Origin of the sequence: Myxococcus virescens (assembly GCF_900101905.1) — a bacterium.
GTDB classification, from domain to species: domain Bacteria; phylum Myxococcota; class Myxococcia; order Myxococcales; family Myxococcaceae; genus Myxococcus; species Myxococcus virescens.
This window is the reverse complement of record NZ_FNAJ01000002.1, coordinates 846014-871333: the sequence shown is the minus strand read 5'-3', so window position 1 is coordinate 871333 and position 25320 is coordinate 846014. Positions and strand designations below refer to the sequence as shown.

General features: G+C 70.5%; 20 protein-coding genes and 1 tRNA gene. 10 read left to right on the top strand and 11 right to left on the bottom strand.

The genetic code is table 11. From position 1 onward, the window contains the following. Positions 1 to 376: 376 nt before the first annotated feature. Positions 377 to 453: transfer RNA gene (locus BLU09_RS10310), tRNA-Pro, on the bottom strand. Positions 454 to 706: 253 nt separating this feature from the next. Here BLU09_RS10310 and BLU09_RS10305 point away from each other — a divergent pair. Then, positions 707 to 1093, top strand: a complete 387-nt coding sequence (locus BLU09_RS10305) for a response regulator (protein WP_044276566.1) — start codon at positions 707 to 709, stop codon at positions 1091 to 1093. 13 nt (positions 1094 to 1106) lie between these two features. Here BLU09_RS10305 and rpe read toward each other — a convergent pair whose 3' ends face one another. Then, positions 1107 to 1766, bottom strand: a complete 660-nt coding sequence (gene rpe, locus BLU09_RS10300) for a ribulose-phosphate 3-epimerase (RefSeq protein WP_090488709.1) — start codon at positions 1764 to 1766, stop codon at positions 1107 to 1109. A gap of 173 nt (positions 1767 to 1939) precedes the next feature. On the opposite strand from rpe, the gene BLU09_RS10295 reads away from it, so the two are divergent. Next, complete coding sequence (locus BLU09_RS10295) at positions 1940 to 3442, top strand: GAF and HD-GYP domain-containing protein (RefSeq protein WP_090488707.1); 1503 nt, start codon at positions 1940 to 1942, stop codon at positions 3440 to 3442. A gap of 4 nt (positions 3443 to 3446) precedes the next feature. Here BLU09_RS10295 and pyk read toward each other — a convergent pair whose 3' ends face one another. The 4 genes from pyk to BLU09_RS10275 form a co-directional block, all read right to left on the bottom strand. Beyond that, the gene (gene pyk / locus BLU09_RS10290) at positions 3447 to 4880 is read right to left on the bottom strand and encodes a pyruvate kinase (RefSeq protein WP_090488705.1); all 1434 of its coding nucleotides are present in this window, start codon (positions 4878 to 4880) and stop codon (positions 3447 to 3449) included. Between the two features lie 101 nt (positions 4881 to 4981). Next, the gene (locus tag BLU09_RS10285; protein WP_090488703.1) at positions 4982 to 5902 is read right to left on the bottom strand and encodes a hypothetical protein; all 921 of its coding nucleotides are present in this window, start codon (positions 5900 to 5902) and stop codon (positions 4982 to 4984) included. Between the two features lie 118 nt (positions 5903 to 6020). Beyond that, the gene (locus BLU09_RS10280) at positions 6021 to 7478 is read right to left on the bottom strand and encodes an NFACT RNA binding domain-containing protein (RefSeq protein ID WP_090488701.1); all 1458 of its coding nucleotides are present in this window, start codon (positions 7476 to 7478) and stop codon (positions 6021 to 6023) included. 97 nt (positions 7479 to 7575) lie between these two features. Further along, positions 7576 to 7815 carry a hypothetical protein gene (locus tag BLU09_RS10275; protein WP_020478039.1) on the bottom strand — a complete coding sequence of 80 codons (240 nt, stop codon included), beginning with the start codon at positions 7813 to 7815 and terminating at the stop codon, positions 7576 to 7578. 355 nt (positions 7816 to 8170) lie between these two features. Here BLU09_RS10275 and BLU09_RS10270 point away from each other — a divergent pair, with 355 nt between their 5' ends. After that, positions 8171 to 9478: a glycoside hydrolase family 1 protein gene (locus BLU09_RS10270; RefSeq protein ID WP_090488698.1), complete on the top strand. Its 1308-nt coding sequence runs from the start codon at positions 8171 to 8173 to the stop codon at positions 9476 to 9478. A gap of 61 nt (positions 9479 to 9539) precedes the next feature. Here the strand turns inward: BLU09_RS10270 and dusB are convergent, their stop codons facing one another. Further along, the gene (gene dusB / locus BLU09_RS10265; RefSeq protein ID WP_090488696.1) at positions 9540 to 10553 is read right to left on the bottom strand and encodes a tRNA dihydrouridine synthase DusB; all 1014 of its coding nucleotides are present in this window, start codon (positions 10551 to 10553) and stop codon (positions 9540 to 9542) included. Positions 10554 to 10650: 97 nt separating this feature from the next. On the opposite strand from dusB, the gene BLU09_RS10260 reads away from it, so the two are divergent. The 3 genes from BLU09_RS10260 to BLU09_RS10250 all read left to right on the top strand — a co-directional run bounded on the left by BLU09_RS10260 (position 10651) and on the right by BLU09_RS10250 (position 15456). Next, positions 10651 to 12078, top strand: a complete 1428-nt coding sequence (locus BLU09_RS10260; protein ID WP_090488695.1) for a M50 family metallopeptidase — start codon at positions 10651 to 10653, stop codon at positions 12076 to 12078. A gap of 82 nt (positions 12079 to 12160) precedes the next feature. Further along, complete coding sequence (locus BLU09_RS10255; RefSeq protein WP_090488693.1) at positions 12161 to 13225, top strand: acyl-CoA desaturase; 1065 nt, start codon at positions 12161 to 12163, stop codon at positions 13223 to 13225. 197 nt (positions 13226 to 13422) lie between these two features. Continuing rightward, positions 13423 to 15456, top strand: a complete 2034-nt coding sequence (locus BLU09_RS10250) for a chloride channel protein (protein ID WP_090488691.1) — start codon at positions 13423 to 13425, stop codon at positions 15454 to 15456. 12 nt (positions 15457 to 15468) lie between these two features. Here BLU09_RS10250 and BLU09_RS10245 read toward each other — a convergent pair whose 3' ends face one another. Next, complete coding sequence (locus BLU09_RS10245) at positions 15469 to 16677, bottom strand: glycosyltransferase family 4 protein (RefSeq protein WP_090488689.1); 1209 nt, start codon at positions 16675 to 16677, stop codon at positions 15469 to 15471. 217 nt (positions 16678 to 16894) lie between these two features. Between BLU09_RS10245 and BLU09_RS10240 the strand changes: the two genes are divergently transcribed. Further along, positions 16895 to 17407, top strand: a complete 513-nt coding sequence (locus tag BLU09_RS10240) for a GNAT family N-acetyltransferase (RefSeq protein ID WP_090488687.1) — start codon at positions 16895 to 16897, stop codon at positions 17405 to 17407. A gap of 17 nt (positions 17408 to 17424) precedes the next feature. On the opposite strand, the gene BLU09_RS10235 is transcribed toward BLU09_RS10240, so the two are convergent. Continuing rightward, positions 17425 to 17955, bottom strand: a complete 531-nt coding sequence (locus BLU09_RS10235) for a peroxiredoxin (protein WP_090488685.1) — start codon at positions 17953 to 17955, stop codon at positions 17425 to 17427. Between the two features lie 48 nt (positions 17956 to 18003). Further along, complete coding sequence (locus BLU09_RS10230) at positions 18004 to 19296, bottom strand: amidohydrolase family protein (RefSeq protein ID WP_090488683.1); 1293 nt, start codon at positions 19294 to 19296, stop codon at positions 18004 to 18006. Positions 19297 to 19475: 179 nt separating this feature from the next. On the opposite strand from BLU09_RS10230, the gene BLU09_RS10225 reads away from it, so the two are divergent. From BLU09_RS10225 to BLU09_RS10215, 3 genes are read left to right on the top strand one after another with little or no spacing between them, the layout of a single operon-like run. Continuing rightward, positions 19476 to 21578 carry a serine/threonine-protein kinase gene (locus BLU09_RS10225; protein ID WP_090488681.1) on the top strand — a complete coding sequence of 701 codons (2103 nt, stop codon included), beginning with the start codon at positions 19476 to 19478 and terminating at the stop codon, positions 21576 to 21578. A 47-nt stretch (positions 21579 to 21625) separates the two neighbouring features. After that, complete coding sequence (locus tag BLU09_RS10220; protein WP_090488679.1) at positions 21626 to 22648, top strand: extracellular catalytic domain type 1 short-chain-length polyhydroxyalkanoate depolymerase; 1023 nt, start codon at positions 21626 to 21628, stop codon at positions 22646 to 22648. A gap of 24 nt (positions 22649 to 22672) precedes the next feature. Next, the gene (locus BLU09_RS10215; RefSeq protein ID WP_090488677.1) at positions 22673 to 23422 is read left to right on the top strand and encodes a carbohydrate deacetylase; all 750 of its coding nucleotides are present in this window, start codon (positions 22673 to 22675) and stop codon (positions 23420 to 23422) included. On the opposite strand, the gene BLU09_RS10210 is transcribed toward BLU09_RS10215, so the two are convergent. Then, a complete protein-coding gene (locus BLU09_RS10210) occupies positions 23406 to 25304 on the bottom strand; it encodes a hybrid sensor histidine kinase/response regulator (RefSeq protein ID WP_090488791.1) in 1899 nt (632 codons plus the stop codon). The genes BLU09_RS10215 and BLU09_RS10210 overlap by 17 nt on opposite strands. Positions 25305 to 25320: the final 16 nt, after the last annotated feature.

The window sequence follows — 25320 nt, the reverse complement described above, 5'->3', positions numbered from 1 at the left end:
TGCCGAGCTTGCCTCGACTCTCCACCGGGCACCTCTCCCGGATGCGCTCGCCTTCAGCGCATCCTGACTGGTGCGTTCACCGGTTGAGACCGCCCTCCTTCGCCGCGACAGACGAAGTCACGGACGCCTTCGACGAGTTGAGGACCCGGATGGCGACACTCAGCAAGAACGGCCACAGTTCAAAGTGGTGCCATCTGCCGGCAAATGAGCCGATGAATTCCGCACCTACCCGCGCCAGGAACTCCAGGCTCGCGTCCCCGTCCAGCCCAGGTGACCCGAGGTTCGCGCCCGCAACCGGTCGGCCAGAGCCGCGAGGACTATCGCCCCAAAACGAAACGGGCTGGAGACCTTGCGATCTCCAGCCCGCTTCATGACGTGGTCGGGGAGACAGGATTTGAACCTGCGACCCCTTGGTCCCGAACCAAGTGCTCTACCAGGCTGAGCCACTCCCCGATATGTCGCCTCGCCGGACGGTCCTTCTCGGGACCGGCGAAGTGCGGGCGGTAGTACCCGAGCCGCCCAGCCGAGTCAACGTCCTCGGATCACCTTTTCTTCCACCCCTCCCCGCCCAGAGGGAGCAAGCAGCCGAGCGACGCCCGGGTGGCCCCCGACTCCGCTTCCCAAGACCACGAATTTCCTGTACTCCCGGACAGTTCCCCCCCCTGCTACACTCACGAGGCAGCCTGCATTGTTGCACCGCGATGCCATGACGCCGCCCCCCGTCGTCCTCATCTCCGATGACGAGCCCCTCATCGTCTCCGCCCTCGCCCGCGAGGGGAAACGCTCCGGGCTGAACTGCATCTCGGACACCACGTCCGAGCGCGTCCTGGAGCTCGCCCGCGAGCACCGGCCGGCCGTCATCATCCTGGACATCAACCAGCACCAGGACGGCAGGGACCTGCTCGCCCAGCTCAAGCAGGACCCCAACACCCGCGACTGCAAGGTCATCATCCTCAGCGCCGTCGAGGACCAGTTCACCCGCCACGTCTGCTTCGAGCTCGGCGCCGACGACTACGAGGTGAAGCCCTTCGACCCCACCTTCATGACCCGCGTTGCCCGGCTCGCCTCCTCCGTGGCGCGCCCTCGCACCTGAAGTCCGCCGCGCCTCACGAGCGCAGCGAGCGGATGGCCTCCGCGTAGTCCTTCGCGCCGAAGACGTAGCTGCCCGCCACCAGCACCGTGGCCCCGGCCTCCACCACCCGCTTCGCCGTGGTGGCGTTGATGCCGCCGTCCACCTCGATGTCCACGTTCTTCAGCCCGCGCGCATCCAACATCCCGCGCAGCCGGCGCACCTTCTCCACCGTGGACTCGATGAAGCCCTGCCCCCCGAAGCCCGGGTTCACGCTCATCAGCAGCACCATGTCCACGTCGCCCAGCACCTCCTCGATGGCCGACAGCGGCGTGCCCGGGTTCAACACCACCGCCGGCTTCGCCCCCGCATTGCGAATCTGCTGAAGCGTCCGGTGCAGGTGCGGACTGGCCTCCACGTGCACCGTCAGCACGTCCGCCCCCGCCTTCACGAAGGCCTCTACGTAGCGCTCCGGCTCCACAATCATCAGGTGCACGTCCAACGGCTTCGTCGCCGCCCGCTTGATGGCCTCCACCACCACGGGTCCAATCGTGATGTTCGGCACAAAACGGCCATCCATGACATCCACGTGAATCCAATCCGCACCAGCGGCTTCGATGGCACGGACCTCTTCGGCCAAGCGGCCGAAGTCACAGGACAAAAGCGAAGGAGAGATGCGAACGGGGCGGCGGCTCATGCCGCGCTTCATAACCGCAAGCCGCGCGCTGGCTAAGGCCGAACGCAACGCGGCGACGTCCACCAGACAGCCAGGGACCTGCCAGGTGGGTCCCCCGAGGCAGCGTGCTGTCTACCCGTGCTAGAACTTTGTAGCCCTTCGCGGCCGCTGGCCGCTTCTTACGGAGCCGCCTGGTGCTCGCCCAACCCGCCCCACAGCCCGAGCTGAACCGCCGCCTGGCGAAGCTCACGTCCATCCTGGATGTCGCGAAGGCGATGAGCGCCGAGCGCGACCTCGACCTGCTCCTGCCGCTCATCCTCTTCGAGGCCACCAAGGTGGTGGAGGCGGACCGCTGCTCGCTCTTCATCCTGGACCGCGAGCGCAACGAGCTGTGGAGCAAGGTGGCCCAGGGCTCCAAGAGCGAAATCCGCCTCCCGGTGGGCAGCGGCGTCGCCGGACAGGTGGCCCAGACGGGCGCCGTCATCAACATCCCCGACGCCTACGCCGACGCTCGCTTCAACCGCTCGTTCGACGTCTCCAGCGGCTACCAGACGAAGACCATCCTCTGCGTCCCCATGCGCGACGCCGGCGGCGAGGTGACGGGCGTCATCCAGGCCCTCAACAAGCTGGACGGCGCCAGCTTCAACGCCGAGGACGAGGAGCTGCTGCTCGCCCTGGGCGCCCAGGCCGCGGGCGCCATCGAGAACGCCCTCCTCCACGAGGACATCAACCGCCTCTTCGAGGGCTTCGTCTCCGCCTCCGTCGTCGCCATCGAATCCAGAGACCCGACCACCGCCGGCCACTCCGGCCGCGTGGCCGACCTCACCGTGGCCATGGCCCAGGCGCTCGAGCACCTGTCCACCGGCCCCTACGCCCACACGCGCTTCTCCGCCGGGGAGATTCAGGAGCTGCGCTACGCCTCACTGCTGCACGACTTCGGCAAGGTGGGTGTGCGCGAGCCCGTGCTGGTGAAGGCGGAGAAGCTCTACCCCCATGAGCTCGAAGCCCTGCGCGCCCGCTTCCAGCTCGCCCGGAAGGACTTGCAGCTCCAGAGCTACCGCCGCCGCCTGGAGGCGGTGAAGATTCGCGGCCAGGCAAACCTGGCGGAAATCGAGGCGGAGGAAGAGGAGCGGCTCGCCCGCGAGTCGTGGCAGTTGGACGAGGTGCTGGAGTTCATCCTCTCCTGCAACCGCCCCACCGTGCTCGCGCAGGGCAACTTCGAGCGGCTCCACGAGCTGGGCGCGCTGCGCTTCCTGGATGCCCACGACCAGGCCCAGCCGCTGCTGCTTCCGGGGGAAATCCAGTCGCTCTCCATCGCCCGCGGCACGCTCTCTCCCGAGGAGCGCCGCGAAATCGAGAGCCACGTCGAGCACACCTACCGCTTCCTGTCCCAGATTCCGTGGACGCGCACGCTGCGCCGGGTGCCGGAGATTGCCTACGCCCACCACGAGAAGCTGGATGGCACCGGCTACCCCCGCGCGGAGAAGGACATCCCCGTCCAGTCACGGATGATGTCCATCTGCGACATCTACGACGCGCTCACCGCCAGCGACCGGCCCTACAAGAAGGCCGTGCCACACACGCTCGCGCTCGACATCCTCCGGCGCGAGTCCGACGCCGGGCAGCTGGACCCGGCGCTCTATACCGTCTTCATCGAGGCCGACATCCCCCGGAAGGTCCTCCAGGGAATCAAGTAGCCGCTCAGCCCTGGATGGTGTGCAGGCGCAGGCTGTTGATCTTGCCCGGCTGCCCCACCGGCGCGCCGAACACGATGACGATGCGGTCGCCCTTGCGGCCCAGGCCTCGCGCCAGGAGCTCTTCCTCCACGCGCTTCACCATGGCCTCCGTGTCCTGGGTGGGCTCCAGCACGCGCGGCACCACGCCCCACAACAGCGACAGCCGGCGGCGCACTTCCTGGTTGGGGCTGAAGGCGACAATCGGCACCGTGGGCCGGTAGTGCGACAGCAGGCGCGCCGTCACACCCGACAGCGTGAAGGCCGCGATGAGGGAGGCGTTGCTTGCCTTCGCTGCCTCGCACGCCACGCGCGCGATGACGTCCGGGAAGTGGTTGGGCAGCCCCAGCGGCGTCTCCAGCACGCGCATCAGCGACTGCGTCGTGCGCGCGGAGGACTCGGCCGCCAGGATGATGCGCTCCATCATCTGCACGGACTCGATGGGGAACTTGCCACTGGCCGTCTCGCCCGACAGCATCACCGCGTCCGCGCCGTCGAACACGGCGTTGGCCACGTCGCTGGCCTCGGCGCGCGTGGGGCGCGGGTTGTCAATCATGGAGTTCAGCATCTGCGTGGCCACGATGACGGGCAGGCCGCGCAGGTTGGAGCGCCGGATGATGTCCTTCTGGACGGCCGGCACTTCCTCGGGGGGAATCTCCACGCCCAGGTCGCCGCGCGCCACCATCACGCCGTCCGTCTTGTCCAGGATGGCGTCCAGCCGGGCAATCGCCTCCGGCTTCTCCAGCTTGGCGATGATGGGCACCGTGCGGCCCACCTCGGCCATGGCCTGGCGCGCGGTGTCCAGGTCGGACGGCTGGCGCACGAAGGACAGCGCGATGTAGTCCACGCCGGCCTTGATGCCGAACACCAGGTCCTCACGGTCCTTCGGCGTCAGCGCCTCCGCGCGCACCGCCACGCCGGGCAGGTTGATGCCCTTGTTGTTCTTCAGCGTGCCGCCGTGGATGACCTGCGTGCGGATGAGCTTCTGCTTGTCCGTCTCCAGGACCTTCAGCTCCAGCAGGCCGTCATCCAGGAGGATGCGGTCCCCCGGATTCACGTCCGCGGCCAGGAACGGGTACGTCGTGGACACGATTTCGTCCGTGCCTGGAACCGTTTCGTCCGTGGTGATGTGGAAGGTGCCGCCTTCCTTCAGCTCGGTGCTGCCCTTCACGAAACGGCCAGTGCGAATCTTCGGGCCTTGCAGGTCGCCGAGGATGCCCACCGCCTTGCGAACCTTCAGCGACGCGGCGCGCAGCTTCGCGATGTTCTCCGCGTGCTGCTCGTGGCTGCCGTGGGAGAAGTTCAGGCGAGCCACGTCCATGCCGTTCTCCAGGAGCGCTTCGAGCATCTCCTGACTCTGGCTGGCGGGACCGAGGGTGCAGACAATCTTCGCTCTTCGCATAGAGCTCGTGAGGATGGGTTTCCCTCACGGCAGCGTCAAGCACGCTGCATGGGCCGCTTCGCTCGGTAAAACGGTAAATGAGCCAGCGAACGACGCGGCGCTCAGCCGCGCAACAGCACGCCCAGGTTCTCCCGCTCCCAACGCAGTGCGGCGGCGTAATGCGGGAATGTTCTCTCGCGTTCGCGGAAGGCACGCGGGTGATGCACGCGGCGGCCCCCCCGGCCGGTGCTCGGGAAGAGCTGGTGGAGCATCTCGTGGAAGATGATGAACTCCACGAAGAAGGAAGGCACCTCGGGGGTGTCCAGCGCCGGGTGGATGCGAATCTCACGCGTCTGGTGGTCGTAGACGCCCAGGCGGATGGACTTGCGACGGCGGCGCGGAGGCATGCGCCCCCAGCCAATCCGGGCCTGGATGAGGCCCTGGAAAAAATCGCGGTTGGTGGCGTCGTAAAGCGCCTGGAGGTCGAAACAGCGCCCGCGCGGGTTGAGGTCCGCGTCGGATTCGCGGCGCATCTGGCGGATGCGCGGCTGCTGACCGCGGATGTACTCGTCCAGGATGGCGCCCGCGGTGCGGTGACCCCGGCCCGCGTAGTCCGCCACCGCGCGCACCACCGGCTCCGGCGCGTCCAGGAACATGTGGTGCAGCCGCAGCGCCAGCACCGCGGAGCCTCGGCGGAAGGACACCATGGTGGAGCGGTTGTCCGTCACCGACAGGCGCACCGGCATGCCCAGCTCGGCGCTCAGCCGCCAGGCCAGCGATTCAGCCCGGGACCACAGCTCCTCCCGCGTGGGCGGACGCGTGACGATGCGGGGTGCCTCGTCGGGCAGGAGGTTGCGCTGCGGCATGGGCACGGGCGGTGCGACGGGCCGCGGCGCGGGCGCCACGGGCGCGGCAGGTCCCCCCTCGGGCCGGGGTGCGGCCGTTCCCTCCGCCGCGCGGCTGGCGGCAGAGAGACCTCGAGGGAAGAGCGACGTCTGGCGAAATTGCTCGGGGGACACGCGGCTGCGCATCGTACCCCGCACTTCCGGGGACTCAAGGGCGGCGGTCCCCTGCCCGCCTCCTCACCGTCAGCCCGTCAACCGCGCTCGCACGCAGCGTCCACTAACAGGAGGGAAAGGCAGGCGAGCGTACGACGCGCCCTCACGGTGCGGACGGCTCGGCGTGCCGGGACTTGAGGAGCCGCTCCAGGCGCTCGGGCTCCATGCGCACCACGAAGGTCTTCTCGCGCGTGAAGGTCACCTGCCCCGGCGCGCCGCCCTTCACCTTGCGCACGAACTTCGCGGGCACGTAGCTCACCTCACCGCGCGGCTCGCCCTTGGCTCCGGAGTGGTGCAGCGCCAGGTGCGCCGCGTCCAGCAACACCTCCTGCGCCACCTCCTGCCCCTTCTCCAGCGGCAGCACCACGTGGCTGCCCGGGACACCGCGCGCGTGGAGCCACAGATGCCAGGGCCTGGCCACCTTGAAGGTGAGCGCGTCGTTGTCCTCCGAGCCGCGCCCCACCCAGATGCGCGCCCCACCATGGCCCACGTACTCCTTGAAGGGCCGGCCCTCCCGCGCGCCCTCGCCCCCACTGGGGAGCTGAAGCACCTCCGCCTGCGACAGCAGCGCGGCGTCCTCCATCCGCTCAATCTGCGCGAGCGCCTGCTGCGCGTGCGCCACCTCGCGCGCCAGCTCCGCCTCGCGGTGACGCGCCTGCTCCACGCCCCGCAGCAGCCGCCGGTACTGGTGGAAGTGCCAGTCCGCCTCCTCCTTCGGGGTGCGCTTCGGGTCCAGCGTCACCCGGACCTCCTTCGCGCCCTCCTCTGTATAGGCGGTGAGCACCGCCTCGGTGGCGCCGCGCTTGAGGCGATAGAGGTTCTGCGCCAGCAGCTCGCCCACCTCGCGGTGCTTCTCCGCGTCCGGGCCGCGGGCCGCCTCGGCGCGCACCTTGTCCAAGGTGCGGGAGGCGCGCTTGAGGCGGGCGCGGTACGGCTGCGCCAACCGGCGGCGGATGGTCTCCGAGCGGCTGGCCTTGTCGCGCGCTCCGAGCAGGCGCTCCGCGGCCTGGGAATACGGCAGCGCATCCGAGTCCTGGGGCGCGAGCCGCGAGGGTTGGCTCCGGGCCTTCTCGCGGGCCTCGGGCGGCGGCGGCTCCGGCGGCGTCCACGCCGCGCCCGGATGCAGGCCGCGGCGCTGCGCGAAGCCCTCACCGGAGAGCATCAGCACGCGGCCGGTGTCGCTGAGCAGCAGCAGACCACCGGGCGCGCCCACCTCCAGGAGGAGGCGACGGCGCACATCCTCGCGCTCGAAGTCGAAGGCCACCACGCGTTCGGCTTCCATGAAGCGAGCGCCCTGGAGCTTGAAGCCTGTCAGCTCCTGACGCAGCCACCGCTGGAAGGGGGCGGGTTCGCCCGGCGTGGGGAAGCGATCATCCGCCACGGACACCCGGGCCAGGTCACCTTCCGCGCACAGGCACAACAGGATGGATTTGCCCGGGACGCGAAGCTCCACGTAGGCGAGCCTGGGAAGGGGACACCAGGCCTTCTGCGCCACCGCGCCCGTGAGGCGCTCCGCCAGCTCCGCCACCACCTGCTCCAGCTCCACGGGACGCAGCGACATGGGGCACTCCGGGTCCTAAAAATGAAAACGGCCCGGCGGGTTTCGCCGAGCCGTTCACCGGACGTCAACTACCGTCCGCTCATGACGACGGGACTGCTCAGGACTCCGGCGTAACCGGGGCCGCCACCGTCTTGGCCTTGGTGGTGCGCTTGCGAGCCGGGGCCTTCTTGGCCGCCTTGCGGGTGGTCTTCTTGGCGGCCGCCTTCTTGGTCGCGGTCTTGCCAGCCGTCTTGCGAGCGGTCGTCTTCTTCGCCGACTTCGCCGCCTTCGTGGCCTTCGCGGTCTTGGCAGCCTTCTTGGTCGCGGACTTCGCAGCGGTCTTCTTCTTAGCGGCCATCAGAATCCTCCAGTTCAGTGGTTGGCCCCAGGTCAACCGAGGCCCTGCACTCTTCTTGATGGGAGTGAGTGCTTGAAGTGAATGGTACGGGCGACATGCCAGTGTGTCAACGCATGGTGATGTATTGCATCGCGTGCGAGGCCGATTTTTCGGCATCGAGCGCGTCCGGAGGTGCCGAACGCCACCTCGCGGACACTCGCGAGCGCATCCGAGGTGTCGCGCGCGAGGCCGAGTTTCCGGCTCCGGACACGTTTCGGCCACTTTCGAGCACGACGTCGGCGCATGCCGCGGCGCATGCGCGCGAGCGACGCGGCGCTTTTCGTCGTGGGGTGCGGCGTCTACGGTTCGCCACCACATGAGCGCCACCGAGCAGACCTTCCCCGCGGACTTCACCTTCGGCGTCGCGACCGCCGCGTACCAGGTGGAGGGCGGCATCGAGAACGACTGGGCCGAGTGGGAACGCGCCGGGAAGCTGAAGGAGCCGGACGCTCGCTGCGGCCCCGCGGTGGACCACTGGAACCGCTACGAGGAGGACTACGCCCTGGCCCGGGCGGTGGGCGCCACCGCGTTCCGCATCTCCCTGGAGTGGGCGCGCATCGAGCCGGAGCGCGGGCGCTTCGACGAGGCGGCGCTGGAGGCCTACCGGGAGCGGCTCCTGAAGATGAAGGCCCATGGCCTGCGGCCGGTGGTGACGCTCCACCACTTCACGCACCCCACCTGGTTCCACCGGGAGACGCCGTGGCACCAGCCGGCCAGCGTGGACGTCTTCCGGCGGTACGCGAAGCGGTGCGCGGCGCTGCTGGAGGGGCTGGACGCGCTGGTCATCTCCTTCAACGAGCCCATGGTGCTGCTGTTGGGGGGGTATCTGCAGGGCGCCATTCCTCCGGGCCTCGCGGATGGCCCCACCACCATGCGGGCCATGGAGAACCTGGTGCGCTCGCACGTGGCCGCCCGGGAGGAGCTGTTGTCCCGGCTGGGCCGCGTGGAGCTGGGCATCTCCCAGAACATGCTCGCCTTCGCGCCGGACCGCTGGTGGCACCCGCTGGACCGTGCGCTGGTGAGGCTCGGGGCCCAGGCCTACAACCATGCGTTCCACGAGGCGCTGGCCACCGGCAAGCTGCGCGTCACCATGCCGGGCGTGGCCTCCACGCGCGTGGACATCCCTGGCGCGCGGGACTCCGTGGAGTTCATCGGGGTGAACTACTACACCCGCGCGCACCTGCGCTTCGTGCCGCGCCCGCCCTTCATCGAGTTCAAGTACCGGGACATCCACGGCCGGGGCCTCACCGACATCGGCTGGGAGGACTGGCCGGAGGGCTTCCTCCAGACGCTGCGCGACGTGAAGCGCTACGGGAAGCCGGTGTGGGTTACGGAGAACGGCATCGATGACCGCGCCGGCACCCGCCGGCCCCACTACCTCCATTCCCACCTGGCCCAGGTGCTGGCCGCGCGCGCGCAGGGCGTGGACGTGCGCGGCTACCTCTATTGGAGCCTGCTCGACAACTTCGAGTGGCTGGAGGGCTGGGGCCCGCGCTTCGGCCTCTACCACGTCGACTTCGACACGCTCCGCCGCAGCCCCACGCCCGCGTGTGACTACTTCCGCGCCGTGGCCACCGGACGGAAGCTGGTACCGCCAGACGCCGTCCTCCCCTCGGGCGCTTGAGCGGCGCGCCGCCCACGAAGGGCACGCGCTCCCTCCTTATATATAGAGAAGCGCCGTGCCCTCAGCCCAGGGCCGCCCGGTAGTCCACGTCCTGCTCCTCACCGGGGCCCGCGAGGTCCACCTGGGCCGCGGTGAAGAAGCGGCGCACGCAGTCCTCCACCGCTGACGGCACGTCCAGGCCGTTCACCTCCGCACGGAAGGCCGCGGCGCCGTACAGGCCGTGGGCGTACCACGCCAACTGCTTGCGGAAGGAGCGCACGGCGCCCAGCGGGTCCCCCATGAAGTCCAGGTGCGCCCGGAAGTGCTCCAGCACCAGCTCGCAGCGCTCGCGCGGCGTGGCGGGCGGACCTCCGAGCAGCTCGCGGAAGATCCACGGGTTGCCCAGCGCCGCGCGGCCAATCATCACGAAGTCACAGCCGGTGGTCTCCAGCATGCGCGCCGCGTCCGCGGGCGTCTTCACGTCCCCGTTGCCGATGATGGGCAGCTCCGGGAAGTGGCGCTTGAGGTCGGCGATGACGCTCCAGTCCGCCTGCCCCGAATAGCCCTGCTCGCGCGTGCGGGGGTGGATGGCCAGCCCCGCGCAGCCCGCCTCCTGGAGCGCGCCAGCCACCTGCAGATAGTTCAGGCTGCGGGCGTCCCAGCCCGAGCGAATCTTGCAGGTGACGGGCAGGCCGGTGGCCTCGCGGATGCGCCGGACGATGTCCGCCGCGCGGGGCACGTCACAGAGCAGGCCGCTGCCCGCCCCGTTCTTCACCACCTTCTTCACCGGGCAGCCCATGTTGATGTCGATGATTTGCGCGCCCGCCTCGCGCCCCACCACCGCGGCCCGAGCCATGGCGTCCGGCTCGCCGCCGTAGATTTGGAGCGAGTAGGGCCGCTCCACCTCGGCGTCGTAGCGCAGGTACTTCAACGTCCGCTGGTTGGCGCGCATCAGCCCCTGCGAGCTGACGAGCTCGGTGGGACAGAGCGCCGCGCCCAGACGGAAGGCGAGCACACGGAAGGGCATCTCGCTCACCCCGGCCATGGGGGCCAGGATGTACGGATTCGGCAGGGTGTAGGGACCAAGCTGCGGCATATGAAGGGCGGGGAACCTAGCGGATTTGCCCGGGACATGGCGGAGGCGGTGAGCAAGTGCCTGCGCTCGGAGGTCCTAACGGTTAAGGTCCGTCCCCATGTTCCGCTTTCGCCTCGGGAGCATTCCCGTCGAAGTCCACCCCAGCCACCTGCTGGTGTCCGGCATGCTGGCCTGGAGCTCCGTCCCCGCGGCCCAGAACGGCTGGCCGTTCCGCCAGGTGGATGGAGCCCCGCCCCTGGGCCACGCCAGCGCGATGGTGGTCTACATCCTGTCGTGGATGCTCATCGTCTTCGTGTCCGTGCTCATCCATGAGATGGGGCATGCGCTGGCCAGTCGCCTGTTCGGCTACCGGCCAAGCATCGCGCTCGTCTGGATGGGTGGCCACACGCTCCCCACTGACGCGCCAGGCCCCCTTCCGTGGAAGCGGGACTTGCTCATCACCGCGGCTGGCCCCTTCTTCGGGCTGATGCTGGGGGTGACGAGCGGGGTGGGCTACCTCCTGCTCGAGGGCCGCTCGCCCGCGCTCGACTTCTTCCTGCTCACCTTCATGATCGCCAACTTCTTCTGGGCGTTCCTGAACATGCTGCCCGTGCTCCCGCTGGATGGGGGGCGCATCACCACCACCCTGGCCACGCGGGTGTTCGGTCCGCGGCGCGGCTTCGTGCTGGCGCAGGGGCTGGCGCTGCTGGTGTGCGTGGGGGCCGTGGTGTACGGCCTGCGGTCGGGTTGGCTCCTGCTCACCCTCATCTTCGCCATGTACGGCATGCAGTCCTTCCGCGTGGTGGCGGAGGCGCTGCGCAACGGACAGGCGCAGAGCGTCCCACTGAAAGGGCCGCTGGCGGAGAAACTGCGCGAGGCCCGGGCCGCGCTCGACGCGGGCCGCATGGACGAGGCGCGGCGGCTGGGCGCATCCGTGCTGGAGGCCAACGAGGGCCTGACGCCGCGGGTGGCCAGCCATGCCCACCACCTGATGGGCTGGCTCGCCTTGAAGGAGGGCCAGGGCCGCCAGGCGCTGGACCACTTCTCGCAGGTGCAGGGCCTGCCCGTGGAGCCGCACGCGGTGGCGGCGTCCTTCTCCCTGGTGGGCGATGACGCCCGCGCGGTGGAGTGGTGGAAGCAGGCCTGGCAGTCCTCGTCGGACCGGACCGTGATGCACGAGTACGCCGGCACGCTCATCCGCATGGGCCGCGAGTCGGAGGCCCTGAAGCTCCCGGGCCTGGACCCGGAGGCGGCGTTCTCCTGCGCGGAGCGGGTGCTCTTCATCCGGGGCGCGTACTCGGAAGCCGCGGCCGTGGGCGAGGCGGCGCTGCAGCACGCGCCCAGCGCCACGCTGGCCTATGACGCGGCCTGCGCCCATGCCCGCGCGCGCAACGTGCCTGACGCGATGCGCCTGCTGCGCCGCGCCACGGAGCTGGGCTTCACCGATGGGGCCTATGCCGCCTCGGACGAGGACCTGGCTCCGCTCCATGGGTACCCCGCATTCGAGGAGTGGTTGACGGAGCTGCGGCAATCCGCCGCCTCCTGACAGAGGGATGACAGGCGGGGGTGTTGATGCGGGGTGAGGCTGAGCACGTTCCAGCTCGGCCCACCCAGCGCACGAGGCTCCCTTGCAGACACCGTCCCCAGCCCTGCCCGCGGCGGATGAGCGCCTCAACTGGCTCTCCTCCATCCCCTTCTTCGCAGTCCACCTGATGTGCCTGTTCGTCTTCGCCGTCGGCGCGAAGCCGGTGGACGTGGCCGTGTGCGTCGGCCTCTACGTCGTGCGCATGTGGGGCATCACCGCGGGCTTCCACCGGTACTTCTCCCACCGGGCCTTCAAGACGGGACGCGTCTTCCAGTTCATCCTCGCCTTCGTGGGCAGCATGTCCGCGCAGAAGGGCGTGCTGTGGTGGGCGGCGCACCACCGCCACCACCACCGCTATTCGGACCAGGCGGAGGACATCCACTCGCCCCTGCAGAAGGGCTTCTGGTGGAGCCACGCGGGGTGGATTCTCTCCGACAAGTACAACGACACCCGCATGGAGGGCATCAAGGACTTCGCCCGCTTCCCGGAGCTGGTGTGGCTCAACCGCTTCCACCTGGTACCGCCCGTCCTGCTGGCCGTGGCGCTCTACTTCATCGGCGGCTTCTCCATGCTGGTGTGGGGCTTCTTCGTCAGCACCACCCTGCTGTGGCACGGCACCTTCACCATCAACTCGCTCAGCCACATCTTCGGCAAGCGCCGCTACAAGACGACGGACACCAGCCGGAACAACTGGCTGCTGGCGCTCGTCACCCTGGGCGAGGGGTGGCACAACAACCACCACTTCCATCAGAACACCGCCAACCAGGGCTGGTTCTGGTGGGAGGTGGACCTCAGCTACTACTCGCTGAAGGTGCTCTCCTGGTTCAAGGTGGTGGAGGGGTTGCGGCTTCCCTCCGAGGCCACGAAGTTCGCGTTCCAGAAGTACACCGACGAGGAGCGCGCGGCGCTGGCGGCTCCCACCCGCTTCTGGGGTGCTTCGGGCGCGCGGGCCCAGTTCGTGGCCACGAAGGCCGCGGGGGATGCGGCCCGGGCCGCCAGTGATGCCGCGAAGGCCGCGGGCGACAAGGTGCGAGAGGCCCTGACGACCGCCGCGGACCACCTGCCCACCGCCGCGCCGCCATCCTCCGCCATGCTCAAGCGGCGGTAGCCGTTCGGAGCTGAAGCGAAACCGTGACGCGCCTGTCATGGGCGAGACCCGACGGCTGGCCGCCCTGCACACGTCCGCGTCACGAACCTTGAGTGGCGCCTGACCCACTGTTAGTGGGACCTGCAATGAGTGCAGGGGATGTACCCGCATCAAGCGCGGCGGCCCAGCGCGCCCTCTGGGCACAACTGCGCGCGGCGATGGGCCGCTTCGTCCACGCCGCGCTGCGAGCGTCCAACCGCCTGCGGCTGCCCGGCCCCTCTGTCCTACCGGTCGCGGGCGCGGTGGTCGGTCTGTACAGCGGGCTGGCGGCCGGCATCTTCTCCAACCTCATCGGGTTGGTGAGCGGGCTCACCTTCGGGGCGGCCTCGCTGAAGCACACGCTTCGCCAGGACCAGTTCCAGTCACTCATGGAGGCGTTCGCCGCGGCCCGCTGGCATCCGGAGTACGCCTTCATCGGCGTGCCCCTGGCCTCCGGCGCGCTGCTGCTGGCGCGCATCATCGAGCCGGGCGGGCCCCGTGACGAGGTGAAGCGCCGGCTGCGCCTGCTGGCCCTGCTGGCCCTGGGCGGGCTGTCGCTCTACTACCCGCTGGTGGCGCTGTCCGCGCTCAACAGTGTGTTCGGACACAGCCACAACCTGCCCGAGGCGCTGCCCCACCTGCCCTGGTGGCTGATGCTGCTGGCGCCCACGCTGGGCGGCGTGGTGGTGGGCCGGCTGCTGCGGGACAAGCCCGAGACGCATGGCCACGGCGTCCCCGAGGTGGTGCGGGCGGTGAAGAGCGGCGCCAACGCCCTGCCGGCGGACCGGGGCCTGCTGAAGCTGGTGGCGTCCGCCATCACCATTGGCAGCGGCGGCTCGGCGGGCCGCGAGGGGCCCATCGTCTACGGCGGCGCGGCGTTCGCTTCCACCGTGGGCCGGGTGCTGGGCTTCAGCCGCAAGGAGCTGTCCATCCTCCTGGCGTGCGGCGCGGGCGCGGGCATCTCCGCGTCCTTCAACGCCCCCATCGCCGGCGCCGTGTTCGCGATGGAAATCATCCTTCGCGAGTTCGAGCTGCGCGTCTTCTCCCCCATCATCCTGGCCAGCGTGGCCGGCACCCTGGTGAGCCAGGGCGTCATGGGTGAGTCCGCCATGCTCCGGCACGTTCCCTACGAGCTGGTCAGCGGCGGCGAGGTGCTGGCCTACGCGGGCCTGGGCATCGCCTGTGGGCTGCTCGCCTTCACCTTCGTGCAGTTGCTGCACGGCGTGGAGCACTACTTCCATGGCCATGGGAAGGACCGGCTGTCCCCGTGGCTGGGCAGCAAGCCGCTGCCGCTGCGCGCGGGGCTGGGCGGTCTGTGCGCCGGCATCCTGGCCTTCGCCAGCCCCACCGTCTGGGGCAGCGGGCACGACTACATCAACCTGGCCGCGCTGGGACGGCTGCCCTTCCTGTTCCTCATCACCGCGTGTCTGCTGAAGCTGCTGGCCACGGCCCTCACCATCGGCTCGGGTGGCTCGGGCGGGACGTTCTTCCCGGCGGCGCTCATTGGCGCCATGGCGGGCGGCGCCTTCGGCACCCTGGTGCACTACTTCTTCCCGGAGAGCACCGGCCCCAGTGGCGCGTATGCCCTGGTGGGCATGGGCGGCGCGGTGGCGGCGCTCACCCGCGGCCCGCTCACGGGCATGATGATGCTGTACGAGCTGAGCGGGAACCACGACATCATCCTGCCGCTGATGGTGACGTGCACCATCGCCTCGGCGCTCTGTCACTACCTCACCGAGCGGAAGACGCCGAAGGTCCAGAGCGACACGGACCTGCTGGAGGCCACCCCCGTCCGCTCGCTGATGACCCACCTGACACCCGTGCCCGCGGGCACGCCGCTGCGGGCGCTGACGGACCTGCTGCTCACCTCCGAGGCGGGCACCCTGCCCGTCCTGGACACCGTGGGCCGCATCTACGGCACCGTGCAGGTGGAGCAGCTGCGCGAGGTGTGGCGCGATGAATCCGTGTACCCGCTGCTGGTGGCCAGTGACCTGGCGCGCAAGCTGCCCGCGCTCTCCCCCGACGCGAACCTGTCCCATGCCCTCCACGTCATGGACCACGAGGACGTGGATGCCCTGCCCGTCAGCGTCCCGGCGGGCAGCCCCACCTGCGGGCTGCTCACCCGCGCCGCGGTGCGCAGGTTCCTCTTCGCGCAGCATGCCCAGGCCCACGCGTCGGGCAACTACCCGGTCAGCCCCACCGAGGCGAGCTGACGCCCCACCCGCTCAGTGCGTGGGGGTGCCCGCTGGAGACAGCACCCCCTGCGTGCCCACGAGGCTGGCGTAGGCGGAGAGGTAGCGGCTGGCCATCCGCCGGGGCGTGTACGTCAGCGCCCACGCCCGCGCGCGCAAGGCCAGCCGGGTGCGCAGCCCGGTGTCCTCGCGCAGCCGCTCCAGCGTCTCCACCAGGGCATCCACGTCGTCCGGGGGCACGAAGCACGCGGCCCCATCTCCCCACACCTCGCGCAGCGCCGGAATGTCGCCCAGCACCAGCGCGCAGCCGGACAGGGCCGCCTCCAGCGCGGTGAGGCCAAAGGGCGCGTAGCGGGCCGGCAGCACAAAGATGGATGCGCGCGACATCCACTCCGCCAGGACATGCGGCTCCAGGTGCCCCATCCACTGGAGGTGGCGCGGCTCCGCCTTCCGCTCGGAGGGATGGCGCGCGTCTCCCGCGAGCCGCACCGGCCAACCCAGGCGGGGCGCGGCGGCGTCCAGCACGGCGACATTCTTCGCGGCGTCCCACGGACTGCCCACGCCGAGGATGAAGGGCTCCCGCTCCGAGCGAGGCGGCACCCGGTCCGCGCGCCGCCCATGGGGGATGACCTCCGCGGCGGGCAGCGGGCCATAGTGCATCTGGAGGGACTCGAGCAGGTCCCGGCTCGGCGTCACCACCCTGCCCGCGGCGCCGAGGCCCGCGGTGACGGCCTCGCGATAGCGCGCATGGCACGCGGGCGCGTCCTCGCCCTTCACCGCCCGCCACCACGACAGGCGGCATGCGTGCCCCACCACCAGGGGCCGGTGCAGCCACGGCAGCGCTCCGTGCACATAGCCATTGAGGTGCACCACGTCCGGACGCACGCGGCGCTCCAGCGCGAGCAGCCAGTCGCCCGCCGCGCGCACGTCGTCCCACGGGTCCTCCATCCACTCCAACCGGAAGCGCCCTTCCTCCACCGTGAGATTGGGAATGCCCCGCGCCTCCGCCCACTGCGCGCTGGTGAGCGGCGCCCCCATGGTCGCCAGCGTCACCTCCACCCCGTGCGGCGCGAGCGCCCGGGTCAGCTCCAGCGAGTACGTCCAGACGTCGCCCACGGCGTCGGCCGTCATCAGCACCCGCCGCACCGTCCGGCTCGACGTGACGTCACTGCCGTGCGCATGCCTGCCCTCGTGGGGTGGGGCATGGGTCTCCTGGCCATCCATTCCACTCGCCATGCGCATCCGCTGACTGTTCATGGTCCCCCCGCAGAGCCCCGGACTCGTGGAGGGCAACGTAGGCCGAGCGCCTCCATGGGAGGATTGCCCCACCGCCCCCCTTCCCTGCATGACACCCGATGGATGGAGCGACGAGGACCCGCCCAGGCCCAGCAGATACCCTCCGAGACACCCTGGCCGCCGGACGCTCGAAGGGTCATGCTGGGAACACGAGAGGCCCTCCATGGAGATTCTCCGAGCGACTCCGTCCGAGCACACGCTGCTTCGAAACCTCTACCCGCTCTACCTCCACGACCTGAGCGAGTTCGGCGTCGACTACGCCCTGGACGAGCAGGGGCGCTGGCGGCCGGACTTCCTGCCCACGTGGTTGATTCAAGCCCCCGAGGTCCACCCCCTGCTGCTGCGCTGGGAGGGCCGCGTCGTGGGCTTCGCCTTCGTGGGACAGTCCCCCTTCCCCTACATGACGCCTGGACGCGACTTCCGGATGAGCGAGTTCTTCATCCTGCGAAACGAGCGGCGCATCGGCCTGGGACGGCTCGCGGCCAGGGCCGTGTTCGACCTCTTCCCTGGCATCTGGGAGCTGTCCCAACTGCCACGCAACCGCCCCGCCATCGCCTTCTGGCGCAGGGTCATCGACGAGTACACGGGGGGCGCCTTCGAGGACACCTTCATCGACGGTTCCCCCGCGCAGGTCTTCGACAGCCGGCAGCGCGTGGCACCCGCGCGGGGACGGTAGCCACGTGCCTTGCGCGGCTACTTCGTGCCCGAATCCGGCGTCTTCGCGTCGGCGCCGGCCGGCTTGCGCAGCGGGCACGCGACAATCGCTCCGTGCGGGTTGATGGCGTCGTTGCCGGACTCGACCTTGAGAATCTTCAGGCCCTCCCCTACGACGAACGTGTACCGCTTCGGCACCGACAGCAGCGGCATCTTCACGTCATAGGCGGAGACGACCTTCCCTTCAGGGTCCGGGATGAACGGGAACGGCGCCTTCAGCTCGGTCTTGAAGCGCGTGAGCGTCTCCGCGTCATCCATGCTGATGGCCAACACCTGCCCCTGCGCCTTCTCCACGTCCGCGTAACGATCTCTGTACGCCTTGAGCTCGCGGGTGCAGCCGCCGGTGAAAGCCTTGGGGAAGAAGGCCAGGATGACGGGGCCCTTCTTCACCATCTCCGACAACGTGTAGACGTTCCCCTCGGAGTCCTTCGCCGTGAAGTCCGGCGCCGTCTCTCCGGCCTGGGGAATGGCACCGCTGAAGAATCCCGCAACGAGCAATGGCACGAGCATGGGCGGGACTAGACAGGACATCCCGCCCCCGGACAAGGCAGAGGCGGGCTACTTCTTCGCCGCCTCCGCCATCCGCGCCCACACCGCCGACGCGGCCTCGCGCGCCTGCTCCGCCACCACGGAGGGGCTCACCGACAGCGGCCGGCGCGCCCACATGCGCCACACGCCATCCACCATCACCGCCTCCACGTGCCGGCTGCCCAGGCCGAACACCACGTGCCAGGCCAGGTTCTCCGCCGTCAGCGGCGTGGCCGGCAGGTAGTCCAGGATGAGCAGGTCCGCGAGCGAGCCCTCGCGCATGGGCCCCACCGAGGCTTCGAAAATCTGCGACGCCATGCGGTGCCCGTTGGCCAGGTAGCGCAGCACATCGATGGGCTGCCCCGCCTCACGTGAGCGCAGGTACGCAGCCTGCGCCTCCGCGAACAGGTCCGCCGACACGCCATCCGCTCCCAGCGTGGCCCGGGCCCCGAACTTCAGCGCCGGCGCGTACCCCACCTCCAGCCCCTGGTTGGCGCGCGGCGTGTGCACCAGCCACGCACCGGTGGCAATCACCTGCGCCAGGTCCGCCCAGTCCAGGTGGCCCACGTGCGCCAGCTGGCTCTTGGGCGACAGCAGGCCCGCCTCCAGCAACCGCGACACCGGCGAGGCACCGTAGTTCTCGTTGGACAGGCGCTCGTCGAGCGGGTCCTCCGCAAGCGGCAGGTGCAGACCGCCATCGCCCAGCGCCTTCAGCGCCTCCGCGAGCCCCGACAGCGCATCCGGTCCGATCGTGAAGCACGGCGCCGCGCCCACCTGCCCCCGGAAGCGCCCCTTCGCCTTCTTCGCGAAGCTGACCGTCTCCTCCAGCCCCTCCTCGCGGCCGAGCGCCCCCTGGCGATCCGACACCGCGTAGGCGAGCACGCCGCGCACGCCCACCTCATGGAGCCCGCGCGCCAGCCGCACCAGCGAGCCCGAAATCGCCTTGGGCGAAGAGTGCAAATCGCACACGGTGGTGGTGCCGCACTGAAGCGCCTCCAGCCCTCCGGCACAACCCGCCACCTGCACGGCGTCCAGGTCGAGCGCGTTCTCGTATGGCCAGGCCACCTGCTCGAGGATTTCCTGGTAGGTCTCCAGCGGCGGGCGCGGCATGCCACGGCCCAGCACCGCGTACAGGCGGTGGTGCGCGCTCACCAGCCCCGGGAAGACGAGCTTGCCCGACAGCGCCACGACTTCGTCATCCGGGCCCGGCGTCAGGTCCGGCCCACGAGCGACGATTCGCTCTCCTTCGATGCGCAGGTCCACGCGCTCGACCAGCGCCGGCTCCAGTTCGACGACGTAACCACCCTTGAGGACTGTGCCCAACCATCCCTCCGGCCGCAGCGCGTGCGTGTGTCTGGGCCACCTCCCGCCAGGCCCATGAGACAGGACGGACGTTAACATTCCCGCTCCCTGGCGCGAGCGGGGAGGTAGAGGACCCCCACCCGCCGTAATGGCTACAACACTGTGCGCGGACGGGCGCCTACACGTAGACTGCGCGCACTTTGGAGCCGGAGCAGAACCCCTATCAGGTGGGTCGCTACCGACTGTCCGCGCGAATCGCGACAGGCGGCATGGCGGAGGTGTACCTGGGCCGCCGCATCGAGGACGACGGCAGCCGTGGGCCCTCGGTCGCGGTGAAGCGGTTGATGCCGCACCTCGCCTCGGACCGGCGGGTGGTGCAGATGTTCCTCAACGAGGCCCGCATCACCGCGCAGGTGCGACACCCCAACGTCGTCACCATCATCGAGCTGGGCATGGAGGGCACCGAGCCCTTCATCGCCATGGAGTTGCTGGAGGGACGTTCGTTCGCCGAGCTGCGTCAGGAGGCCGCCGAGCACGGACACCGCGTGCCGCTGGGCATCACCCTGCGCGTGCTGGTGGAGGCCTGCCGGGGCCTGGACGCGGCGCACCGCGCCGTGGATGAAGCGGGCCGGCCGCTGCGCATCGTCCACCGCGACTTCACGCCCGACAACATCCACGTGGGTGTGAATGGCGCGGTGAAGGTCATCGACTTCGGCATCGCCAAGGCGGACGCGCTGGGCTCAGGCACGGAGCCCGGCACCCTCAAGGGCAAGTTCTTCTACATGTCGCCGGAGATGATTGCCGGCAAGCCGGTGGACCACCGCGCCGACCTGTTCGCAGCGGGCGTCATGCTCTACGAGCAGCTCTGTGGCCGCCGGCCCTTCACCGGACTGTCCGCCGACGAGGTGCTGGGCCGCATCGCGGAGGGACGCCCCAAGCCGCCCACCGCCTTCGACCCGTCCGTGCCCACCGCGCTGGAGCTGGTGTGCCTCACCGCGCTGGCCCGAGAACCGGCCGCGCGCTTCGACAGCCTGGAAGACTTCATCGCCGCCATCGAAGCGATTGGTGGCGCGGCGGAGATGGCCACGCCCGAGCAGCTGGCCGCCTACGTGGATTCGCTCTTCCCTCCGGACCGCGACCCCAAGCGACTGGCCCTGCGGCGCGCGCGGCTCGCGGACCCGTCCCACGGAAGTACGCCGGCGCCCCACACCCGGCCCATCCTGGGCGTCGTCGACGCGCCCACCGCGTGGCCCCAGGTCTCCCGGACCACGAATCCCGACGCGGCGACGGTGGCGGGCGCCACGCGGAAGGCACCCACGGACACGGCCGCCTCCACCGCCCCGGATGAACACGCCCCGAGCAGGCGACGCTCGCGCATGGTCCCGCTCATCGCGGGCGTGCTCGCGCTGGGTGCAGCGGGCGCGGGTGCGACGTGGTTCCTCACGCGTCCCGCGGCGCCCCCCGCCGAGCGTCTGGCCCGGGCGGAGTCCGCCTCCACGGCGAATGCGAAGGCGGCTGCCCTGGAGGGGCTGGCGTCGGATGAACGGGCAAGCGCGGAGGAGCTGAGCCGGGCAGGCGCGATGCTGCTGAAAGCCGGCGCGCACGCACAGGCCCTGGCCCTGGCGGATGGCTTCGTCGCGCGCTTTCCCAAGGACATCGAGGCGCACCTCATCGCCGCGCGCGCCGCCACGGAGTTGCGACTGGGCAAGCGGGCCGAGCGCGCCATCGAGGACGCCACCGCGCTGGCCCCCAAGGACCTCCGCCCACCGCTGGCGCTGGCCGAGCTGCGCGAGCGTCAGGGGGACATCCCGGGCGCGCTGGCCGCGCTGGCCACGGTCCACGCCCGGAAGCCCGGCTCCTCGGAGGTGACGCCCCGCTACGGCCTGCTGCTCTCGCAGAGTGGCCGGCTGGATGAGGCCGCCAGCGTGCTCTCCGCGTGGACGCGCTCCCACGATGACGCCGCGAGCCTCGCCGAGCTGGGCTTCGTGCGCTTCCGACAGCAGCGCGTGGACGAGGCCGCCACCCTGCTCAAGCGCGCGATTCGGAGGGCGCCCAAGCTCGCCGTGGCGCACTACTACCTGGGGGCCGTGCTCTTCCGGCAAGGCGACACCGCGGGCGCCGAGCGTGCCTACGTCGAAGCGGACCGGCTCTCTCCCGAGGACCCACGAGCGCTGGCCTCCCGTTGCCAGCTCCACGCCCACACCGGCAACACGGCGGGGGTCACCGAGGTGAAGCGCGCCTTGTCCGAGCGCTTCCCGACGCGCGCGGAGGCCCTGGCCGCGGAGTGCGTCGCGGTGAAATGACGCCGACACTTCGTGCGTCACGGCTCCGGCCCATTAACTTCGAGGCCATGCGCTTTCGCAGAACTCGCCTCGCCCTCGGAGTCCTGCTCGCTGGTACCACGGCGTGCTCGTCCTCGGACACTTCCCGCCGGCCCACGGAGGATGCCGGCATCGTCCCTCCCACGGGTGAGGAGCCCACGGTGCCGGAGCGCACGGCCTGCACCGGCCTCACGGTAGGGCCCGGCACCTACGACTGGACGGTGGAGCACGACGGGCGCACCCGCCACTACCGCGTCCACGTCCCCCCGGGCTACGACGCCACCCGGCCCACCGCCGCCGTGGTGGCCTTCCATGGCCTCGGCTCCAACGAGGTGGAGATGGAGGGGCTGATGCGTCTGTCCACGCTGGCCGACACGGAGGGCTTCCTCGCCGTGTATCCCCGGGGTCTCGGCGCTTCCGAAATCAATCACCAGGGGACTGACGGCACCTACCGGGGGTGGAACGCGGGCGCGTGCTGCGGCCCCGCCTGGACGGCCAAGGTCGATGACGTGGGCTTCGTGGACACGCTGCTGGCGGACCTGGACACGCGCGTGTGCGTGGACACGCGCCGGACCTTCGCCACGGGCTTCTCCAACGGCGGCTTCTTCTCGTACCAACTGGCCTGCCAGCGCGCGAGCCGCTTCGCCGCCATCGCCCCCGTGGCGGGCATGGAGGGCGCCACGCCGTGCAACCCGTCGCGCCCCGTGCCGGTGCTGCACATGCACGGCACCGCCGACCCGGTCATCCGCTACCAGGGTGGCAGCAACCTGGGTCCCTTCGGCGGCACCTACCCGTCCGCCGAGGAGTCCGTGCGCCGCTGGGCCGAGCGCAACGGCTGCACGGGCCCCACCGTGGAGACATACCAGCAGGGCGACAGCACCTGCACCGCCGCCACCGGGTGCAGCCCGGAGTCCGCCACCGCGTCCCTGTGCACGGTGCAGGGTGGCCAGCACACCTGGCCCGGCTTCACGGACTTCAACCACGGCGGCACACCCCACCTGGACGCCACGCGGGAAGCGTGGAAGTTCTTCCAGACACGCCCCCGGCCCTGAGCCCACCGCGAGGAGAACCCCGCCATGCCGTCACGCGCCCTCATCATCAACGCCGACGACCTGGGCTACGACCCGGCCGTCACGCGCGGCATCCTCCGCTCCATGCGCGAGGGCGTCGTCTCGTCGGCCACCTTCATGGTGAACACGCCCTTCTCCGAGGCCGCCGCGCGCGAGGCCCGGGGACTCTCCATCGGCCTGCACCTCAACCTCGCCCGGGGCACACCCGTGTGGAGCGGCTTCCCGCGCGAGCTGCTCGGCGAGGACGGCGGCTTCGTGGAGGCGCGCGCGGGCAGCCTGCCGGCGGACGTGGTGGAGGCGGAGGCCTTCGCCCAGCTCGCACGGCTCGCGGGCCTGCTGGGCCAGCCGGCCACGCACGTGGACGTGCACAAGCACCTGCACCTGCACGCGGGGGTCCTGGAGGGCCTGGCGCGGGCGGCGCGGAGCGTGGGCGTCCCGGTGCGCTCCATCGACGCGGAGATGCGGCGCACGCTGCGGGCCCAGGGCGTCGCCACCAACGCGCACTTCGTGGGGGACGCGGGCGCGGAGGCATACTGGACGCTGGAGCGCTTCGCCTCGGAGCTCGCCGCCCTGCCCCAGGACGGCGTCATCGAGCTGATGTGCCACCCGGGCTACCGGCCCGAAACGCTGAAGAGTGGCTACGCGGCCCAGCGGGAGGTCGAGCTGGAGACCTTCCTCCACCCCCAGGCGCGCGAGCTCCTGGCCCAGGCGGGAATCGTCCCGGTGGACTTCCGCGTGCTCACGTCCGGGAGCTGAGCAGGTCCAGCGGCGCCTCGGCCGTGGACCGCCGCTCCACGGAGAGCGCGTTGCGCACCCGAGTCACCAGGTCCTCGGGCCGGTAGGGCCGCGTACACAACGACGTGCCCTCATGCGCCCACCAGGGGCGCTCGTCCCCAGCCAGCAGGATGGGCACCGGCCGCGCGCGAGGCAGCGTGGCGAAGGTCTCCAGGAAGACGCTCGTCTGTCCCTGCGTGGCGCTGGTGGACAGGACGATGAGGTCCACCGGCAGGTGCGTGGCTCGCCGCAGCGCCTCGGCCCCGTCGCGCGCCGTCAGCACCTCGAAGCCCTCGGAGAGCAGCACCTGCTCCGCCGCGGCCTCCTGGGTCTGGTCCTCGTCCAGCAGCAACAGCCGGTGGGGCAGCCGCCTCACGTCGTGCGGCGCCATGCGGGGCAGGCTCAGCGAGAAGGTGCTGCCCTTCCCTTCCGCGCTGCGCATCGACAGCGCGCCGCCGTGAAGCCGGGCGATGGAGTGGCTGATGAAGAGGCCCAGCCCCAGTCCGCCGAAGTTGCGGTGCGACACGTTGCGCGCCCGATAGAAGCGCTGGAACACCTGCGACTGGTCCGCGCCTGGGATGCCGATGCCGTGGTCCTGGACGTGGATGCGCGCCTCGCCCTGGGAGCGCTCCACCGTCACGGCGATGGGCTCTTCCGGCGCGCTGTACTTGTGCGCGTTCTCCAACAGGTTCACCAGCACCTGCTCCAGCCTGTCCCGGTCCCCGCGCACCCAGACGCGCTCGCGGGGCACCTCCACGGCGAAGGGCCGCTCGAAGGCCGCGCGGAAGTGGTCCACCACCTCCGCCACCAGTTGCCCCACCTCCAGCGGCGCCAGGTCCAGCGCCAGCCTTCCCGCGTCCAGGCGCGACGCGTCCAGCAGGTCATCCACCAGCCCCACCAGCCGGTCCACCTGTCGCTTGGACTTGAGCACCGTGGCCAGGTCCACCGGCTGGCCCGACGACAGGCGCCGCTCCATGGTGAAGAGGCCCAGCTTCAGCGGCGTGAGCGGCGTCTTCAGCTCGTGGCTGGCGATGGAGATGAACTCCTCGCGCACCTGGAGCGCCGCCTTGGCCTCGCGCAGCAGGCGCGCGTTCTCCACCGCCACCGCCAGCTGGTTCGCCGCGGCGCTCCACAAGTCCAGCTCCCGCACGGAGAAGGACGTGCCCTGTTCCTTGTAGAGCAGCAGCAGGCCCACCGTCCGGCGCGGCGCGCACAGCGGCACCGCGGCGAAGATGGAGCCCATGGAATCCCCGTAGCCCCGCTGGATGCCCAGCTGCGCCTGACGCAGCGCCAGCGCCTGCCGGAACGGGTCCGACTGAGAGTCGAAGGTCGCCTCGGGGGACTCCGAGCCGGCCAGGTCCGACACCGCCACCCGGCGCAGGCTCCCGCCCTCCTCTTCGCAGAGGAAGACCTCGGCGCGGCGCACGTGCGCGCAGCGGACCAGGGCCACCACGGCGGCGGCGCAGACGCTGTCCACCTCCAGCGTCTCCCCCACCGAACGGGCAATCTCCTGCACCGCCTGGGAGAAGGCCCCCTCGTCGTCCACGCCCGAGGGCTCCACCACCAACCAGACGCCCGCTGCCTCGCCCGCCGAGGCGGGCTTCACCTGCACCCGGACCTGACGCAGCGCGCGGGTGATGACGTGGCCGGTGTGGGACGCACCGTCCCGGATGGCGCGCTCCAGGGCGTCCAGACTCCGGGTGCGCTCCAGGGCGTCCCGCAGGTCGCCACCGGCGTGCAGCGCCACGCCCGTCTTGTGGGCGAATCCTTCCTCGCACCACTGCACGCGCAGGTCCGGACCGACGCGAACCAGCGCCAGCGGCAGGCACGAGAATGCATCTTCGACGTCGGAGGGAAGCGGCATGTGCTCGGGCAGGGGG

Excerpts from the sequence above, each read along its gene's own strand:
- BLU09_RS10210 (WP_090488791.1), bottom strand. The coding sequence starts at position 25,304 with ATGCCGCTTCCCTCCGACGTCGAAGATGCATTCTCGTGCCTGCCGCTG.
- BLU09_RS10220 (WP_090488679.1), top strand. The coding sequence starts at position 21,626 with ATGCGCTTTCGCAGAACTCGCCTCGCCCTCGGAGTCCTGCTCGCTGGT.
- BLU09_RS10245 (WP_090488689.1), bottom strand. The coding sequence starts at position 16,677 with ATGCGCATGGCGAGTGGAATGGATGGCCAGGAGACCCATGCCCCACCC.
- dusB (WP_090488696.1), bottom strand. The coding sequence starts at position 10,553 with ATGCCGCAGCTTGGTCCCTACACCCTGCCGAATCCGTACATCCTGGCC.
- BLU09_RS10260 (WP_090488695.1), top strand. The coding sequence starts at position 10,651 with ATGTTCCGCTTTCGCCTCGGGAGCATTCCCGTCGAAGTCCACCCCAGC.
- BLU09_RS10250 (WP_090488691.1), top strand. The coding sequence starts at position 13,423 with ATGGGCCGCTTCGTCCACGCCGCGCTGCGAGCGTCCAACCGCCTGCGG.
- BLU09_RS10235 (WP_090488685.1), bottom strand. The coding sequence starts at position 17,955 with ATGCTCGTGCCATTGCTCGTTGCGGGATTCTTCAGCGGTGCCATTCCC.
- rpe (WP_090488709.1), bottom strand. The coding sequence starts at position 1,766 with ATGAGCCGCCGCCCCGTTCGCATCTCTCCTTCGCTTTTGTCCTGTGAC.
- BLU09_RS10240 (WP_090488687.1), top strand. The coding sequence starts at position 16,895 with ATGGAGATTCTCCGAGCGACTCCGTCCGAGCACACGCTGCTTCGAAAC.
- BLU09_RS10280 (WP_090488701.1), bottom strand. The coding sequence starts at position 7,478 with ATGTCGCTGCGTCCCGTGGAGCTGGAGCAGGTGGTGGCGGAGCTGGCG.
- BLU09_RS10275 (WP_020478039.1), bottom strand. The coding sequence starts at position 7,815 with ATGGCCGCTAAGAAGAAGACCGCTGCGAAGTCCGCGACCAAGAAGGCT.
- BLU09_RS10305 (WP_044276566.1), top strand. The coding sequence starts at position 707 with ATGACGCCGCCCCCCGTCGTCCTCATCTCCGATGACGAGCCCCTCATC.
- BLU09_RS10215 (WP_090488677.1), top strand. The coding sequence starts at position 22,673 with ATGCCGTCACGCGCCCTCATCATCAACGCCGACGACCTGGGCTACGAC.
- pyk (WP_090488705.1), bottom strand. The coding sequence starts at position 4,880 with ATGCGAAGAGCGAAGATTGTCTGCACCCTCGGTCCCGCCAGCCAGAGT.
- BLU09_RS10270 (WP_090488698.1), top strand. The coding sequence starts at position 8,171 with ATGAGCGCCACCGAGCAGACCTTCCCCGCGGACTTCACCTTCGGCGTC.